General features: G+C 55.5%; 18 protein-coding genes. 7 read left to right on the top strand and 11 right to left on the bottom strand.

Features of this window, described 5'->3' with window-relative positions; translation table 11 throughout:
• Positions 1-356: 356 nt before the first annotated feature.
• A complete protein-coding gene (locus GOX73_RS12275; protein ID WP_171134918.1) occupies positions 357-737 on the bottom strand; it encodes a hypothetical protein in 381 nt (126 codons plus the stop codon).
• Positions 738-1,386: 649 nt separating this feature from the next.
• Positions 1,387-1,791: a hypothetical protein gene (locus tag GOX73_RS12270; RefSeq protein ID WP_171134917.1), complete on the bottom strand. Its 405-nt coding sequence runs from the start codon at positions 1,789-1,791 to the stop codon at positions 1,387-1,389.
• A gap of 732 nt (positions 1,792-2,523) precedes the next feature.
• Between GOX73_RS12270 and GOX73_RS12265 the strand changes: the two genes are divergently transcribed.
• From GOX73_RS12265 to GOX73_RS12245, 5 genes are all read left to right on the top strand, one after another.
• The gene (locus tag GOX73_RS12265; protein WP_171134916.1) at positions 2,524-2,820 is read left to right on the top strand and encodes a hypothetical protein; all 297 of its coding nucleotides are present in this window, start codon (positions 2,524-2,526) and stop codon (positions 2,818-2,820) included.
• Positions 2,821-2,837: 17 nt separating this feature from the next.
• A complete protein-coding gene (locus GOX73_RS12260; protein ID WP_171134915.1) occupies positions 2,838-3,191 on the top strand; it encodes a hypothetical protein in 354 nt (117 codons plus the stop codon).
• 142 nt (positions 3,192-3,333) lie between these two features.
• Positions 3,334-3,726 (top strand): hypothetical protein, encoded by a 393-nt coding sequence (locus tag GOX73_RS12255; RefSeq protein WP_171134914.1) that lies wholly within the window; start codon positions 3,334-3,336, stop codon positions 3,724-3,726.
• Between the two features lie 180 nt (positions 3,727-3,906).
• Entirely contained in the window at positions 3,907-4,674 is a 768-nt protein-coding gene (locus tag GOX73_RS12250) for a hypothetical protein (RefSeq protein WP_171134913.1), read from the top strand.
• Between the two features lie 641 nt (positions 4,675-5,315).
• Positions 5,316-5,879, top strand: a complete 564-nt coding sequence (locus GOX73_RS12245) for a class I SAM-dependent methyltransferase (protein WP_171134912.1) — start codon at positions 5,316-5,318, stop codon at positions 5,877-5,879.
• 444 nt (positions 5,880-6,323) lie between these two features.
• Here GOX73_RS12245 and GOX73_RS12240 read toward each other — a convergent pair whose 3' ends face one another.
• The 5 genes from GOX73_RS12240 to GOX73_RS12220 form a co-directional block, all read right to left on the bottom strand.
• Positions 6,324-6,638, bottom strand: coding sequence for a single-stranded DNA-binding protein (locus tag GOX73_RS12240; protein WP_171134911.1), 315 nt, complete (start codon positions 6,636-6,638; stop codon positions 6,324-6,326).
• A 260-nt stretch (positions 6,639-6,898) separates the two neighbouring features.
• Positions 6,899-8,308: a DUF3631 domain-containing protein gene (locus GOX73_RS12235; protein WP_171134910.1), complete on the bottom strand. Its 1,410-nt coding sequence runs from the start codon at positions 8,306-8,308 to the stop codon at positions 6,899-6,901.
• A complete protein-coding gene (locus GOX73_RS20750) occupies positions 8,301-8,552 on the bottom strand; it encodes a toprim domain-containing protein (RefSeq protein ID WP_256368005.1) in 252 nt (83 codons plus the stop codon). Before GOX73_RS20750 ends, GOX73_RS12235 begins: the two co-directional genes overlap by 8 nt.
• A 115-nt stretch (positions 8,553-8,667) precedes the next feature.
• Complete coding sequence (locus GOX73_RS12225) at positions 8,668-8,880, bottom strand: hypothetical protein (RefSeq protein ID WP_171125553.1); 213 nt, start codon at positions 8,878-8,880, stop codon at positions 8,668-8,670.
• Between the two features lie 225 nt (positions 8,881-9,105).
• Entirely contained in the window at positions 9,106-10,554 is a 1,449-nt protein-coding gene (locus GOX73_RS12220) for a tyrosine-type recombinase/integrase (protein ID WP_171134909.1), read from the bottom strand.
• A 284-nt stretch (positions 10,555-10,838) separates the two neighbouring features.
• On the opposite strand from GOX73_RS12220, the gene GOX73_RS12215 reads away from it, so the two are divergent.
• Positions 10,839-11,447 (top strand): HdeD family acid-resistance protein, encoded by a 609-nt coding sequence (locus GOX73_RS12215; protein ID WP_171125557.1) that lies wholly within the window; start codon positions 10,839-10,841, stop codon positions 11,445-11,447.
• A gap of 82 nt (positions 11,448-11,529) precedes the next feature.
• Here GOX73_RS12215 and GOX73_RS12210 read toward each other — a convergent pair whose 3' ends face one another.
• From GOX73_RS12210 to meaB, 4 genes are all read right to left on the bottom strand, one after another.
• On the bottom strand, positions 11,530-11,997 hold the full coding sequence (locus GOX73_RS12210) for a copper chaperone PCu(A)C (protein ID WP_171125559.1): 468 nt from the start codon (positions 11,995-11,997) through the stop codon (positions 11,530-11,532).
• A 44-nt stretch (positions 11,998-12,041) separates the two neighbouring features.
• The gene (locus tag GOX73_RS12205) at positions 12,042-12,437 is read right to left on the bottom strand and encodes a hypothetical protein (protein WP_254429185.1); all 396 of its coding nucleotides are present in this window, start codon (positions 12,435-12,437) and stop codon (positions 12,042-12,044) included.
• A 362-nt stretch (positions 12,438-12,799) separates the two neighbouring features.
• On the bottom strand, positions 12,800-13,087 hold the full coding sequence (rpmB, locus tag GOX73_RS12200; RefSeq protein ID WP_039532366.1) for a 50S ribosomal protein L28: 288 nt from the start codon (positions 13,085-13,087) through the stop codon (positions 12,800-12,802).
• Positions 13,088-13,250: 163 nt separating this feature from the next.
• Positions 13,251-14,222: a methylmalonyl Co-A mutase-associated GTPase MeaB gene (gene meaB / locus GOX73_RS12195; protein WP_171125561.1), complete on the bottom strand. Its 972-nt coding sequence runs from the start codon at positions 14,220-14,222 to the stop codon at positions 13,251-13,253.
• A gap of 228 nt (positions 14,223-14,450) precedes the next feature.
• Here meaB and hrpB point away from each other — a divergent pair, with 228 nt between their 5' ends.
• Positions 14,451-16,883, top strand: coding sequence for an ATP-dependent helicase HrpB (gene hrpB / locus GOX73_RS12190; RefSeq protein ID WP_171125911.1), 2,433 nt, complete (start codon positions 14,451-14,453; stop codon positions 16,881-16,883).
• Positions 16,884-17,037 lie beyond the last annotated feature (154 nt).

Raw genomic sequence — 17,037 nt, 5'->3', positions numbered from 1 at the left:
CGTAACCCTTCACGAACAAGCTCAATCCAATCACTGGGGGTACTTCAGCATCAAATGAGACACAAACACCCATGGGCAATCTGATCCACGGCTCATGTTGCTTCGTATTGTTTTATGTCTCTTCCCCGAGACACCCGGTTTTTTGGACCAACTTCACCCGCCTTTGCGCGGGGTGCTTTTATTTGGTCATCCAATCATCAACATGACGCGTATCTACTATGGGTTCAGCTTCCCACTGAAACCCTACGTGGACTGACTAGCCCCGCCTCAGCGCGGGGTTCTTTTTTGGTCAATCCAGTTCAACCGAGCCAGAAAAAATGGCCCGAGTTGTAAGTAACTTTCAAATCTTGGCGTTCTTACTTCAAACTTTGTCCGAAGTCCTTGTCCGTGCCCCAAGACAGCGCCTTATTGAGATAAGTATCCATGTCACCGCCTCCAAACTCGTCCCACAAACTGTCGAGCAATTCGCTGCACATGTTTGCCATGTTCAGTCTGTACCAAATTGTATTTCTTTTCTGCGGAACCTGCGTTTCGTATTCGATCAATTTCACCAGTTCTGCGTGATCAGTAAAGTTTTGACACTCTGCGCCTGCGGATATGAACCCCGTTACCCTATCAAGTCTTCGATCCTCTGCCTCGCTATACCATTGGTAAAGCGGGAACACCGCAATAGCTGCGGCGGCTATTACAATCAGCCGTTCAGCAACTTCTATAGTTGCCCGAAAATTCGTTACCATGATGTGCCCCTCTCAAGAATACATGGAAGGTATGACATGGTTTTCTTCACCGAGGAAAAAGTCTCGCATGAGCGCGGGGTAGACGGCGCGAGTTTTTCTTGCGGCGTTGTGGCACGGTGATGAGTAATCCGCGTGCACTACCTTTCACATGTTACCACTCACGGACGCCCCGCGCTGTCGAGATCCCCTCCAGCGAAACAGGCAGCGCGGGCTTTATGTATGACCGATCGGCTCGCGTAGTTCTGGTTCTGTCGGCAGGACATGATCAGGTGGTTCGACGCCGTGCTCGTTAAGCCACTCGAAGATTGCCCCCCAATCATCCTGCAAACTCGGTGCGCTGCGATACTCGCGGAGGCGTTCCAGTTTGCACCGTAGATCAAAGGGGATTGTGCGTGGCCATTTTTGCATAGCTATGAGTTCTATTTTTGTTCCAGCTCGCGTCAACTGGCATCTACAAACAAAAGCCCCCATCAGATACAGGCCGCCAACCCAGCCAATCTGGAACACAACTGGATTGCTTGGCGCATGGGCCTTTGTTGCATGGCTTGCGTGAGGCTGTGTGACCCTCAAACCCCAGGGAAAAGCCAAGAACCGTTCGTTTCTTTTTCAAAGCCAACATCGGAAATACAGGGAACAGTTCGCGCGAAATCTAAACTCCCGTGTAACGCACAATTCGACCACTGCAAACCATCTCAGCTATGTAAGCAGGCACGCTATCGGGCACCAGATTTGAAAAAGGGGTCCAGTCTTTGTATCTGTTTGGCACTTGCATTCCCGACATACGATCCAGTGTTGCCGTCAGATCGCGAAAACGACTATTCCGACAATCATATTCCGTCTTGGTTACGAATTCCCTAGTTTGCGAACGACGAGCAATCCAATAAATTGTTCCCGGCTCATTTGACTTGCGCAAATAAAACTCCGCGTCATCGACTGTTTTGTCGACAAGAAGCCAACCGGCATCTTCCAAATTAGCCCGTGAATTGTTCCCAGTGCTTCCACAAGCAACCAAAACTAACCCCGAAAGCACTGCAAAAATTAGCTTTGTATTCATCACGTTCCTTAACCCGCACACATCAAAGGGTTCCTTTCGCGCAGCGATTTAACAAAATACTAAGGGGCTTTTTTGCGATTGCCTGCCAAACAAGTGTGACTTTCGGTCAATTGAGACCAAAGACTATGACACAATTTCAGGTATCTAAACTGGAAACGTCCGATCAAATCGCGTTCAGGCCCGTTTACAGCGAAGCGAAGCGTAAACATGGACGCGATCCGCATCGTTCTTTCGATGAGACTTCTTTGTTTGTTGCCATGTTTTTCCAACTTTGCGGCTATACGAAAGCGATACTTCTGCACTTTTTGTGCTGCATCTCACAACAGATTGGCGTGAAATCACAAGAAAAACGCGACCTTAGCGATTACGTGAAGTCCAACCCAATTCACCCCATTAGAAGTAGCTGATCTGCTAACCGAAAGTATGGCCGACAAGTAGCAGGAAAGTCGGCTTTACGGTCATGCTTTGTAAAGGCGACTGACATGCTTGAGTTATTCAAAAACCCCCAAGCCATCCTTTTGGTTTGCGTAGCCGTTGTAGCAATCATCGGCGCAATAAAGGCCTGATTAACAAACACAAAGGTGCAAAAGTGCCTGATAGCCGTGGAGTGTGGAACGACCCGCTCAAACCGCAACCACCAAAGCGCGCGTCAAATCAAGGAAGCTGCGTCTTGTGGTTTTTCGCCGGGCTTTTCCTTGGCGCGCTGATTTTCCAAACGAAAGGAACTAGACTATGAAATCCCTTACGGACTTCATTGCCGCGCAATACGCTGAATGGCTCGCACTGCGCGCTGTCGAAAACGCCTATCGCTCGCCAGCGCTTGAGTGGGAAATGTTCACTGCCTTTGCAGGAATGGCTGGCGGCGTTTTGCTGATCATCATTGGTGGATTTCTGGCTATCGCGGCTATCTGGCTAGGCGGCTTGGCCATCGCGGTGGTCATCAAAACCGCTTGGGACATCTGTTTTCACGGCGGGCTGTATTGGCTTGGACGCGGCTTCGGCTCACTTCGCCGCGCCTTCACCAACTGATCGAAAGGAACCTGAACATGTGGCTTTTTACACCGCACGGCGGCTTTCTGTCCGTCGTAACCCATAAAGACAATTACGAAACCGTGATTGTGCGTGCCCGTGATGCAGACCATCTGCGCAAGTCATTCGTGGACATTGCCGGGAACATTGAACCTGAGATTAAGCAAATCCCCGGTGCTGACTATGCGTATCGGCTGGAAATGCCGCGCTGGGCGTTTGCGCAATGGATCGCGCGTTATGCCAATTCCATGACGCACACGAACTTTAAAGACGCGTCCAGCGAACAGGGGCACAGCCCCGAATACATCAACGCCCTGCATGACGTTTGGGCGACAATGGCAGACATCCAAGACCCTCCGCCCTATAGCTAAAAATGTCCTGACATGAAGACCTTCACCCTCAAATTCCCCCGCCGCCGCTCAAGGTTTGCCCGTCAATATCTGAGTTGGCCGCGCCTGCCTGGTCTACCGCAATCGCCAGTACGAGCCCGCTTGTGTGGGCAGAGAGGAACTCATGACGCTTAGAACAATCGGACATTCCATTTCTGAAGGATTTCAAACAGTGGCTTCACAAAGTTTTTGGGATTGGCCGCTTTGGATTAGCGTCCCCGTTTCAATTGTTTATCTCTTGGTGCTATTCGGATTTGGTGTCGCGTTTCGTGAAACCGTGGAGCATGAGCGTGAACAAGATTGGGTTGGGGCGGTTGGTTTTTTTGTTTTGTCATTTTTTTGGGCGTGGATGTGTTGGCATATTTGGACACAGCACTTCGGGTCGCTCCCATTGGGTTTTTTTGGCATGCTGATTATTATTTTTGGAAAAATTGCCTTTCCGCTTTTGTTTGCTGGGTGTTTCTTTGGATTTTTGGTTTTTTCAACAGTTCGATTGGAAAAGTGGAAGCGTCGATGACACGCCCATGAAGTTCCCTGAAAGCAAGTAAACCTGCGAATTAGGAAAAACCTCAAAGTCATGCCCATCCTCAACGTGGGCGGGGCACCCCATTAAGCGGATACCTTGGCAAAAAGACCTTTAGGGTTATTCTGCCAAAACAACCGTTGAAACCCAGCAATCAGCCTCCATGTGGAAGGTATGGAAAAAACCGCACATAACCCTGTCGCCGTATCGTTTATGGACCTGACCGTTGACCCGGTTCGTTGCTACTTCACGATTGGCCCTGACCGTGAATTCTTCGCGCGTATCACCGCTGAATTGCCTGCTGGTGTCTATTACCGTTTCCATGACGTTGACCCTTACAGCGTTCGCATCAACGCCCGTGGTGTTGAGGAAGGGCACGCAGACCGTCATGCGGAATACATCGCGGAACGTGTCACCGATACCCCGTGGTTTCTGCATGGCTACAACGGCATTGTCTGCGCGCATCGTGACAGTTGGGGCGATAGCCCTTCTTTGTGTGGGTTTAAACATTCATCGTCTGCATGGCTGCCGATTATCGGGCGTAAACCCCGTGGGCCGGGGCGTCGTTGGAAAGCAAAGGACGATGCAGCCTGCGGTGTCTGCGGCGTAGCGCTGCCTGATGGGGTTTCGTTTCGTGGCGTACCGTTACCGCGCGCCCATCCTGGCTATGTAACTGGGTATGGTCATGAAGGCGAAGGGGTGCAAAACCCTGCGTGGCTGGACGATAAGAAAAACCGTGTCATTACCTGCGGCCATGCCTGCGCGGAAAAAGCCCGTTACCGTGCCGCCAACGGATTAGGCATTGTCAGCGGTACGCGCAACGCGACCTGCGCCTGTTGCGGTGAAGCCTTCACGCCAAAGCGTGCAACGGCGAAGTATTGCAGCGCCGCCTGCCGTAACCGTGCAAACTATCTGGCGAACACGGCAAAGGCTGCGGAATAATATTAGGGCGCGTCTAATATTATGGACCGTCTAAGTTATGGGCCGAATGTTATTATTTCCGCCAAATCTGGAACACGCATGGAATTCTGAGCGTTTCACCCCTTGGCGACTGCACTGACGTTGTGACAGGACATCCCCAAACGAAAAAAAGCCACCTCAAATGACGTAGCTTTTCCTGTCTTTCTGAACCCCTGCACTCAGACCACCCAGAGCATCGTCGTCAGGACGGCCTTGGGCGGTGGGTGCAAAAGAAAGCCCCCGACGAGAACGCCGAGGGCAGACAGGTACTTCATGGATCAAACTCCTGCAGTTGCTTCTTTATTTAGATGCAGGAAGTTGCTCGGTTTGGACGGAGGTGGACCTTTGAACTGCCTGATAGAGTTTCCCTCGTGCGGATGAGCTGGCCCCCATATCCTTCAAGGACATAAAGTCGGACAATACAAAAAATTCAATTCTGACCTTTGCACAACCAATTGACAGTGAACGGAAATTTTTCTTTTTTCTTGCGGCAATATGAATTGAATCATTGCCCTGAAACATTGCAGAATGGTGTGGAATGAGCGTACGAAGCACAGTAGTGAAGCCTGAGATAGGTATATCTACGTTCCATCACATTAGCACAAGTAAAAGGATAGAGCTTTATGGCCAGGGCTCAACTGCGAGAAAAGATAATAGAGAAAATGGCTCCAAAGGAGGGGACAATTGCAGAAATAGGGGTTTTCAAAGGAGCATTTTCCGAGAAGCTTCTTAAGCTTACTAATCCCAAAAAGTTATTCTTGGTGGATCCATGGCAGAACCTCGATGACACTGGTGTAAAGAACAGTTGGTATCACGCTGAGTCATCGAACGATATGCCGGCGATATACGAAGGCGTTTGCGGGCGTTTCGAGGAACAAATTGAGGCTGGGCAGGTCGAGGTGCTGCGAGGCACGTCAAAAGAACTCGCGGCGGCTATTCCTGATGGAGCACTTGATTTCGCATACATCGACGGCGACCACCGTTTTCATGGTGTTCTTGAGGACCTTAATTTCTTATCGCCAAAAATCAGAATTAAGGGGATGATAATGCTCGACGATCACGTTCTAGGACGATGGTGGGACGATGGCGTTGTGCGCGCACTAAATACGTTTCTCGGAGAAAATGCAGCCTCTTGGCAAATTGCTCGAGCTGTCGGCAACCAAGTCGTAGTGCGAAGGCATCGCTGACAATTGCACGTTGGACTAGATATAGAGGCTCTAATTAGCCGGCACTCACCTTCGAATTACCCCGTGCTCACTTGTCCTTCGCCCTCGTTCCGCCATCGCTTCGCTCCGCAAAATGCCCCCGAAACCGCCCCAGTTTCTCGAGCTTCGCCAAAAAGCCGATAATAATCATCGGACGGCAAGGATTCCTACCACCCCAGCCAGTTCATCAGAACATGGAACGAGACTAAGTTCTTGGGTCACCGATTGGATGCTGCAATCAAGAAACATCCATTCCTTCAGGATGACCTCTGCGCAGATCGTGGGATACCCGCGCTTCCAGTGCCAGAATGCGCGCTTCATGGTTGGCGTCTGCTGTGGGGTGTTTCTTTTCTGTAATGGGGTAAACCTCCCAAACTTGTAAAACATCGCTGTGGGGGCCAACGTGTCGGCCCCCTGGTAACCTGATCACTGCGCGTATGCGCCCTTTGTATCCTGTGCGGGGGCGGTCGCCAAAATGTCCACGTCGCGTGCATCGCAGCGCAGATAGGTCTTGCCGTCCCGTTCCAGCAGGTCCATTGCGCCAACCACGGCAACCGCTGCCCCCTTGGTCAGCATCGGGGCGATCTTTTCGGCGCGCACGCCCCAGAACGATGCTGAAACCCAGATGGTCTGGTCTTTCCCGACCCGCAAAGCGATTGACATATTCAGCACGGGCTTGCCGTTGTGTTCCCTCAGTTCGTCGTCACGGTCCAGCCTGCCTGTCACGGTCCCGTTAATCATGATGTTTCCTCCTGTGTGATTGGTGGTAGTTTCATCCGAAATCCTCCTATATCCGGGGCTTGGGGGTAGATTTTGCCCCTCAAAGCGTTGCTTTCCTTTTTTTTCAATTACTTGACCCCCTTCAAAGCGTTGCTAAAAGCGTTGCTGCAGCGTATCGAAACAACGCTTTGAGCAACGCTCTGTCATAGGTTAACCCTTTGCAATCATTGAATAGCAACGCTTTGAGGGGTGTTTTCGGGGGTAAACCCCGGGGTATAGGGTTAAAACGGGTCATATGGGTCGCCTTTCTTTGGCGGGTCGGGAAGGTCGTATTTCGGGTTTCCGTAGCGGTCGAAACTTTCCTCAATATCTCTGCGCCGGATGCACTTGACCTTGCCGCCGCCGCTTTCCGGCGTCATGGCAATGGACTTGATCCCGAACTTGGTCAAACGGCGCATCAAAGACGATTGGGTTAGTGCGCGCCCGTGGTTTATTTCCCGCCAAGGCCGATCCTCCATTGCGTTCAAATCCTCAACTATGGATGAGGTCGGGATATGCTTTGTGTAAGGGCGCGGCTCAAACAGGGACCAAATATCGCAAACCAGTTGCACGGGAATTGGCAAATCATCGTCAGCGTGGCGCTGTTCGATCAGGCGATACGCTCGGTCTGCCCGTTCGGGCCATTCACCGCCAATGTTCAGCGCGACCTTGCACAGCGGTTCCCAGTTGTCCTGCGCCCTATCGTTTCCGAGGTTCTCGGGCATGGCGTCGGCTTCAATATGCGCTTGCGGGAAGTCAGACGCCCACCGCGCGATCTTTTGGCGGGTTACGCTGTGCCGCTCAAACAAATCGGCTGGCATCTTTTCCACGTATTCGGCAGGCAGCCTGCGGCGTAACTCAATCCGAATAGAACGATCTTCCAGCGTGTCCTTGATGCGCCCGATCCCGGCGATCACCTGCGGCGACCAGACCGAAAAAATGACCGGGATAAAGTCCCCGTTCACTTCCTGAACCCGGATCACATTTGCCTGCCGTTTGCGGTGCCCTGCGTTGATCAGGCCGATCAGATCGTCATTGTTCTTTAGCGTCTGGTCGGCTTCATCCATCATCACAGTTGGCTTGACGGCTTCAATCATGCGGAACAGGGACGCGGGGGAAACCTGCGCGGCGTAAATCGGCTTGAACGCAAAGGCTTCGATTGCCTCCAAAAGCGTAGACTTGCCGCACCGCTTTTCAGGGGAGGTGATCAGGCACTTTGGGAACAGCGCCCAGCGATCCATAAGCCAACTGCCCATGATCCAAAGTGTCACGGCGTCGGCTTCCTCATCGTCTTGGAACTTGATGTGTTGCCCCAGCGTACCCCGGATGATGTGCGCAACCTCCGCACCGCTGACGGGTTCATGCCACGGCGCGACGAACTCAACATTGACCGTATTGGCTGGCCCTTCATCTTTGGCGGCTGGTGCTGTCAGGCGATCAAGTTCCGTCACCTGAACGCGGAGGGCTTTCAGTTCCGATCTGATGCGGTGCCACTTCGCCGGGTCGGATACGCGGAGGGCTTTCAAGGCTTCCAGTACGTCAGCTTCAAACGGCGCGCCTGCGTCCTGCTTGGTGCGTTCGGTCAGGCCTTCCAGAATATCGGCATCCATTTTTTTGAACTCATACTTGATATCTTTCGGCGTCTCACTCATCACCCACCCCCATCAGTTCGTCACAGAAATCCCCGCCTGCTTTCGGCTGGACAATCGTTGCAGTCAGGCCAAGCCCCTCGAGGCGTTCGGCGGTCTTGCGGCAGGCAATCTCTCCCGCGCGGCTTTCGTCCAGGTCAGCCAACAACGTGACCTGCTGGATATGCTTTGGCGGTTCCCATGCGGTCATTCCGCTTGTGGACAGCGCGGCGATCTGGCTTCCCTTTGGCGGATTTGTGGTGCGCAGGACGTCATTGATTGCGTCCTGTTCTGCCTTGGATGAGCAACGGATGGTGACCCGGCCCCCAGCATTTGAGCGCAGCGCACTTTGTCTTTCGCCAAGGCGGTGCGGTGCTGGGCGCTCATGCCGCGCTGTTCTTGGGGGGTTTCCGGTTGGCTTCCAGCACGTCCAGAATATCGTTGCCGATCAGCATGACGCGCTTACCGACTTTCAGAACCGGATAGGTTCCATCATCAATGCGGCGGTGGATTGTTGCCCGTGCGCCAAGTCCAAGTTCAACGGCTTCGTCAACCGAAATCAGACGGTCAGCAATGGGCAGGATTGGCTTATTCATCTTGCGTACTCCTTTGCAATCGTTACTGCTCAAGGAATACCGCAGGGGCATATGTGGTTAAAACATAGTTGATGAAGATCAGATGTTGTGTTTCCACACGCTCAAGTTGCGGGTTCTGACTTTGAGTCCATTTGAGAACATATGAGACACTTAACATGAACAAATCTCACCATGTCGGCAAACATAGTGAGGTTTTTTCAACATCGGCCGAGTTTCGCGCGGGACTTATCCGGTCAGCGAAACCACGTTTTCAACTTCAAGGCGGTGCAGGAAGTTGCACCAAGCCTGCACAGCATTGGCGGCATGTTCGGCCATATTCGCGCTTTCTGTGTAGCGCCCATCCACTGACGCGCCGTCAAAGTGGTTGCTGCAGGCGTCCCTGACTTCCTTGGCGATCCCCTGTTCACGCATCCATGTCAGCGCCCGCCGTCTTGCGGCATGTGTGGCGAACTCATCGGACACCCCCAGCGCTTCCCGGTTTTCGCGGACCATAGAACTTACAGAATTCAGGTGGACATGCTCAGTCGGAAACCGATTGGACGGAAACACCCAGGTTCCATCTGGGTCAGCTTCGCGGCGACGGTTCAGCAGGTCCAGCGATTGCTTGGAAAGCTGCAAGGTGAAACAGCGCTTGTTCTTCGACCTTGAAGCGGGAAGCGTCCACGTTCCGGCTTGCAGGTCCAGTTCAGACCACGGCAGCGCGGCGGCCTCATTGATGCGGCACAGGGTTTGCGACTGCAAGGTCAGCAGGTCGGACCAAGGATCGCCCAGCTTATGCAGGTTGGCGATATAGTCGCGGATTTCGTCGTTTGTGCTGGCATAGCGTTTTGCGTCTGGCACAATCGGCGGCGTCACGTCCGGCATAGGGTTCGGAATACTGCGATCAATCCAGCGTTTCGTGATCCTGATCTTGGCGCGGGTTGGAACCTTTTTGCGCGCAACGCGGTTCATGATCGAAAGCAGGCTATACAGTTTTTGCTGTGTGCGGGGCGCGTGACTTACCTCATCAATCAGATCGTCAATCACCTGCGCGGTGAACTGCGACAACGGCGTGTCGGCGTGTTCCGGCAAGATGTACTTGTCCAGCAGGTATTGATCCAAGTCAGCGCTGCGTTTGACTGGTTCGCCGTTCACGTTCAGCGCAAAGGCGTATTCGGCAAGATAACGCGCGGCCAGATCGCCAACGGTCATGCGTTCTGCTTTGGCGGCTGCACCAACAGTTACCAGGTCGGACAGGTCCAGCTTTTTGCCTTCCTTGGTGAAGGGAAGCCCCTGCTTGCGCCGTGCGTCCAGCACTTCCCAAATCGAGCGCGCATCCGTCAAGCTGGTGATCACGTCGCCGCCTTTGCGGGGCCGATAGATACCCAATTCCACCTCAACCTGTTTCCGGCTTTCTGGGCACTCAGTACGGAACAGCCAATACATGCCCTTGGTCGAACCGTGGCGCATGATCAGCCCTTTGCGGTTTGGGTCACGCATCGGGGCGGCCCCAACTGGCAGGGCGTCATATTGCAAGCCCGTCAGTTCTGGTGTGCTGTCGGACTGCAAAAGGGAAATCACGCCTTCAATAGCAACCCGAGCGGGGGCCGTTCCCTTGTGACGTTTCAGATCGTCATGGACCCGCCACAGGCTTTCCACGGCTTCGGTTTCGTGTTTCTTTAATCGTCGGGCCATTATGTTTCCTTTGCGTAGGTCATGGTGGCTCAAGGTCTGGCGTTGCTGCGCACACAGCGCGCCGGACCGCCTTTATAGCATATGAAACTTTCCAGAATTTTCCAGAAACAGGTGATTACGGGTGAGAAAATGTGATATATTCTGGGGTAAGTCTGGAATACCCCGGCCCCTTTCACCCCTCGGCGATCTCACATGATTTCACATTTGTATCAAAGGGTTAAATGCGGTTTTCTGCAATTCGGGCAGGCCAGGCTTTAGGCGTAACCATTCTCAAAGGGGCTCCCATGACCGATCCCAATACCCAACAAGGCGAAATTCTGGACGATCAGGGACCGGATGGCCGAGACGCGCTTGGCGATCAATTGGCAGACCTGTGGTGGACCTTCCTGCTGCGCGGCATTCTGGCCGGGGTGCTTGGTATCGCCGCGTTGTTCTGGCCTACAGGCAGCATCTCGCTCCTGCTCAGACTGGTTGGGCTCTTGCTGGTATTCGACGGCGGCCTGACCTTGCTGGGCTTCGGGCGGCGCGGCCTGATCGGAGGCGTCGGCATCGGCGCCCTACTGATCGGCCTCATTCTGTTGATCTGGCCCGAGGGTGTCGCCCGCCTGACCTTCTTCCTGCTGGGCGCATGGGCGTTGATCGTTGGAGTGGGCTCGCTTATGGCCTGGCGTCAGATGCCCGACCAGAACCCGGACGCAGCCACGGTGCGCAACTCGGGAATTGTGGCGCTGGTTATCGGACTGGTGCTGTTGTTCTGGCCCGGCAGCGGAATGGTCGCGCTAGGTTGGGCAATCGCCTTTTCGGCGCTGGCCTTCTCGGTCGTCATGTTTTTTCTCGCCGCGCGCTTCAAACGGGCCCATGATCGCATCGCAATGCGCGTCGTGAACCGCTGAAACACAACGCAAACAGGCCGGGGAGTTACCCGGCCTGACGCATGGATGACGGCCGCATCGCGGCCCGAAGACAGACGTAGCCTTAGTGGTTGTGTGACCCGTGGTCGCCTTTGCGCTCCAGGTCGACTGGGATGTCGACAACGATCTCACCAGCATTTTCAAAAACCAGCGTGACCGGCACAGTTGCACCTTGTTCAAACGGTGCCGAAATCCCCATAAACATGACGTGATCGCCACCACGCTTCAGCATGTGAGTTTCTCCGGCCGGGATGACGAACCCCTCTTCGACATGGAGCATCTTGGCCACACCGTTGGCATCAACCTGATGAGTGTGCAGCTCGACCCGTGCCGCAACATCCGATTCGGCTGCGATCAAACGGTCGTCGGTCTCACCAGAGTTCTGGATCATCATGAAAGCAGCACCCGCCTTTGCGGACTTGCCCGACGAACGCGCATAGGCGTCCTCGACGGTGATGCTATCCTGTGCCCAGGCGGCGGTTGTAAGAGTAACGGCGGCAACTGTGGCCAGCAGTTTGTAGGTGAAGGACATAAAGCCTCTCCTGATTTGAGTTCTTGATAAATTGGAAAACAGTATCAAGCCAAACTAGGAGGCGCGCGCGCCGATTGTGAGGCAACCGACGGCGTGATGAGGTCACCCAAGCCACGCTTCAACCTCGGCTGGGGTTGTTTCGGCGCGTCGGGAATCGCAGCCTCCGCCATGGAAACAGCGCCCAACACGGTCAAAGCAAAGTCAGGGCAGAAATGCGGGGCCTGCGTCGGTTGCCCTTCGGCATCGACATAGACAACCACCGGACCGCTTCCGGTGCACAGCACCATTTGACCGACCGCAGCATCGACCCCGCGCGAAACTGCAAAACCCTGCCCCGTCAAAGTAACGAGCAGCGAAAGCGCAAAGGGCAGAATTCTGGTCAGAGCGGGTTTCATTCTGCCTAGGGTATAGGCCAGAGACAATTCCGGCTTCAAGCGCATTCAGACGCTTGAAGCCTTGGGATCCTAGGAAAGTGTCAGCGGTCTAATTCCGGGCGTTTGACGGACCCTTTGGTCAGACTCGTATGCAGCCGGTTCACCTGACGTTGCATCCGAAAGCATGTCCCAAAGGTCTTGCCGAAAAATGCGGCCAACACTGAGAAAGAATCGAAAGATTTAAAAGACATGAGGGCAAACTCCGCCAAAAATATGCATAAACATATTCCGCTCAGAATTCGCTGTATGTGATCAAAGTTACGTTTCAGGGGTCAATTGCGCCGAAATCGTGAACATTCTTAATTCAGGCAAAAGCAAAGGCCCTGCACCAGATGGGTACAGGGCCTGAAATTCGCAGTAAAAAAGGTTTAGGCCGAAGCTTGTGCCTTGGCGATTTCCTTTTTCACTTTCAGTGCGTTCGCGGACAGTTCTTCGTCCTTGGCTTTGGCCAGGAACGCGTCCAGACCACCGCGGTGATCAACCGAACGCAGAGCAGCAGCAGAAATGCGCAGCTTGACGCCACGGCCCAGAGTCTCGGACTGCAGGGTAACGTCGTTCAGGTTGGGCAGAAAACGACGACGAGTTCTGTTTTTGGCGTGGCTGACATTGTTGCCAGTCATCGGGCCTTTTCCGGTCAGTTCGCAACGGCGCGACATGGTTTCTTCCTTTGTTTCTGGAGGCCGGGCATACTGCCCTCGGCCAAATCACAAGGGGCGCAACCCGAAGTCGCGCCCGAAAACTGGTTGGATGCGTGTAGTGGGAATCGCCGGAAGGGTCAAGACGGGCCAGCAGAATTCTTTGACTTTACCTGTCACCCCTTCAGGCCAGCGTTGTCAGCATCTGTTCCGCCGCCGCCGCAGGGCTTATCCGGCCGTGTGAAACTTCGGTGCTCAGACGTTCCATCTCGGCCCGCGCCGGCGCAGTCGACAGCCGCGACAGAAGCGCCGAACGCACTTCCTGCTCGAACCAATACTGCGCCTGCACCGCCCGGTTCCTTTCCCAATGACCCGAGTCGCGACGCCATTGGGTCAGGGATTGAATTTCGGACCACGCATCTTCCAACCCATGTTCCTCGACCGCAGAAACCGTCATGGCCTTGGGAAACCCTTCGGGATCCTGCGGGCGCTTGCGCAGCAGACGCAGGGCACCGGCGTAGTCAGCGCAGGTGCGGGTGGCAGTCGCCTTGAGATCGCCATCCGCCTTGTTCACCAGGATCATATCCGCCATTTCCATGATACCGCGCTTGACGCCCTGCAACTCATCACCGCCCGCAGGCGCGAGCAGCAGCAGGAACAGGTCGGACAGTTCGGACACAACGGTTTCCGATTGGCCAACACCCACGGTTTCGATCAGCACAACGTCAAACCCAGCCGCTTCGCACAATGCGATTGCCTCACGTGTGCGACGGGCCACGCCGCCAAGATGCGACTGGCTGGGCGATGGACGGATGAAGGCGGCGCGCTCACGGCTCAGACGCTCCATCCGGGTCTTGTCGCCCAGAATTGAGCCGCCCGATCGGGCAGAGCTGGGATCAACAGCCAGAACCGCGACGCGAAGCCCTAAACCGATCAGCATCATGCCAAAGCTCTCGATAAAGGTGGATTTGCCCACCCCCGGTGTCCCTGACAATCCGATCCGCAGCGCCTGCCTCTCCGACCCCGCCAACTGAGCCAGCAATTCCATCGCCTGCGCCCGATGATCGGCGCGGCCACTTTCAACCAGCGTAATGGCACGGGCCAAAGCACGCCTGTCTCCGTTCAAAATCCTGTCTGCCAGGCCGTCTATTTCCATTTTGACCCCAATCTTTTGCGGCAGGTCTACTTGCCGCCCCAAAGGGGTGTTTGTCCAGACCATAGGGATCGAGAAATGCACCCACGGCAACCTATTCGCGCCCGGGTGTTGCCGCCGATCCTCTGCCGGACGTCCACGGGTGCGGCGTCCAACGTGCCGTCGCGCAACTCCGGCCATGTGCCGATAGGGGAACTGGACGTTGCCGGGCCATTCGCGGATAAAGCCACCATGACACGCCTGCCTATCGACGACGCTATTCCCGATCTTATCGAAGCTTTGAAAGCTTCGGGCCGCGCTGTGCTTCAGGCCCCTCCGGGTGCGGGTAAGACAACTCGGGTGCCGTTAGCGATACTGGATGCCGGGCTCTGTGACGGTCGGATTGTCATGCTTGAGCCGCGCAGACTGGCGGCGCGCGCAGCCGCTGAACGCATGGCGGAAACTCTTGGTCAACGCGCGGGCCAAACGGTCGGATACCGCGTGCGTGGCGAAACAAAAGTGTCCAAGACCACCCGGATCGAGGTTGTAACCGAAGGGATTCTGACGCGTATGCTGCAATCCGAGCCCGATCTTCCCGGCGTGGGCGCGGTTATCTTTGATGAATTTCACGAAAGATCCCTGAACGCAGACCTTGGACTTGCCTTGTGTCTTGAAGTAACGGGAGCGCTCAGGGATGACCTTATCCTTCTGGCCATGTCTGCGACATTGGATGCCGAACCGGTAGGACGCCTGATGGATGCCCCGCTGGTCACCTCCGAAGGCCGCAGCTTTCCCGTTGAAACGCGTTGGCTTGACTATCCGTTGGGGACACAGGCGCAACGGCTGGACGCATTAGTGGATCTGGTCACTCAGGCCGAACGGGAAACCGATGGTGGAATGCTGGTTTTCCTGCCCGGCGAAGGTGAAATTCGCCGCGCCGAGGCCGCGTTGACCCGTCGCTTGCCCAAGGACTGCATGATCAGGCCGCTTTTTGGGTCTATGCCTTTCGCGGAACAGCGCAAGGCGATCGCTCCGGTTGATAGCGGCCGCAAAGTGGTATTGGCCACGTCGATTGCCGAAACATCGCTGACCATCCCCGATATTCGGGTGGTCGTCGATATGGGACAGGCGCGGCGGGCAAGGTTCGACCCGGGCTCGGGCATGTCCCGCCTCGTGACGGAACGCGTCACACGCGCCGAAGCGACACAACGCGCAGGTCGCGCCGGGCGGGTGGCCAAAGGTGTTTGCTATCGCCTTTGGTCCAAAGGGGAGGAAGGGGCGCTGGCCGCCTACCCCCCGGCCGAGATCGAAGCCGCCGACCTGACCGGGCTGACCTTGGAATTGGCCCTTTGGGGTGCTTCGCCCAGTGATCTGGCCTTTCTGACCCCTCCGCCCGACGGAGCGATGGCCGAAGCACGAAACCTGCTGCAAATGCTGGGCGCGCTCGACAGCAACGGCCGGATTACCGATCACGGACGAGCTTTGGCGGCGCTGCCTTTGCATCCGCGCCTTGGGCATATGCTGGTACAGGCTGGACCCGATGCAGCAATTCTGGCGGCGCTGACGGCAGAACGTGACCCACTTAAAGGTGCTCCGGCGGATGTTCTGCTGCGGCTTGAGGCGTTGCGGGACACTCGGGCTTTTCAACGCAATCGGGTCTGGCAGGTGAACACAGGCGCGGTGGACCGGATCAAGGCCGAGGCCAAGCGGCTGCGGGACCGGGGCAGTCGTTCGGACCTAAGCCCCGCATCCATGGCCGCGCTTGCATATCCCGACAGGATCGGACAGCGGCGAAAGGGTGATGTGCCACGCTATGTCCTGTCCGGCGGCAAAGGGGTCGTGCTGGGCGGTGAAGATACGCTGGCAGCCGCCCAGTATCTTGTGGTCACCGACACCGATGGAAATCCGCGAGAAGCGCGTGTACGCATGGCCGCCCAAATTACCGAGCGGGAAATCCGCGACCTGTTTGCGGATCAGATCGATTGGGTCGAAACGTGTGATTGGTCGAAACGCGACCGGCGGGTCATCGCCCGACGACAAGAACGGTTTGGTGCAATCACTCTGGAGGACCGGATATGGAAAGAGGTCCCGTCCGATGCCGTCGCCCACGCCATGCTAGATGGCGTGCGAGACCTCGGGTTGGTCCTGAACGGCGCCGCCGCGCGTCTGGCGGCGCGCGTGGAACTGGTTCGGGCCGAAGGGGTGGACCTGCCGGACTTCTCGACTCAGGGCCTGATGGACACAGTGGAAGACTGGTTGCTGCCCATGCTTGAGGGAGTGCGCAATGCTGAAGACTGGAAACGGTTCGATCTGCTGCCCGCGCTTCGCTCTCGTCTGGATTGGGGACAGACGCAAGAATTGGATCGCCGCGCGCCCGGCTCTTTTGAAACACCGCTCGGGCGTAAGGTTCCCATCGACTATGGCGGCGCGGTTCCCGAAATCTCGGTACGTTTGCAGGAATTGTTTGGCGTCACGCGTCACCCGATTGTCGGGGGTGAAGCGTTGAAGATCACCCTGCTGTCTCCGGCGCAGCGACCGATACAGATCACGCGCGATCTGCCGGGGTTTTGGGCGGGATCCTATGCCGATGTGCGCAAGGACATGCGCGCGCAATACCCCAAACACCCTTGGCCCGAAGACCCAACGCAGGCCGACCCCACGTTGCGGGCGAAACGGCGCAGCTAGAACGCTGTTCGGCAAATAATCACCTTTCCCGCTAAAAATTGCAGCCCTTCGGCAGCAATCAGCGCCGAGATGACGCAGGGTAAAGATAGGTGCATTGAAGATATTCCATTCCGTTGTTATGTGACACACGCACACGTTTCACCCACTCAAGTGA

Source organism: Ruegeria sp. HKCCD7221 (assembly GCF_013031225.1).
Classification (GTDB): domain Bacteria; phylum Pseudomonadota; class Alphaproteobacteria; order Rhodobacterales; family Rhodobacteraceae; genus Ruegeria.
This window is presented reverse-complemented; position numbering and strand designations above follow the sequence as displayed.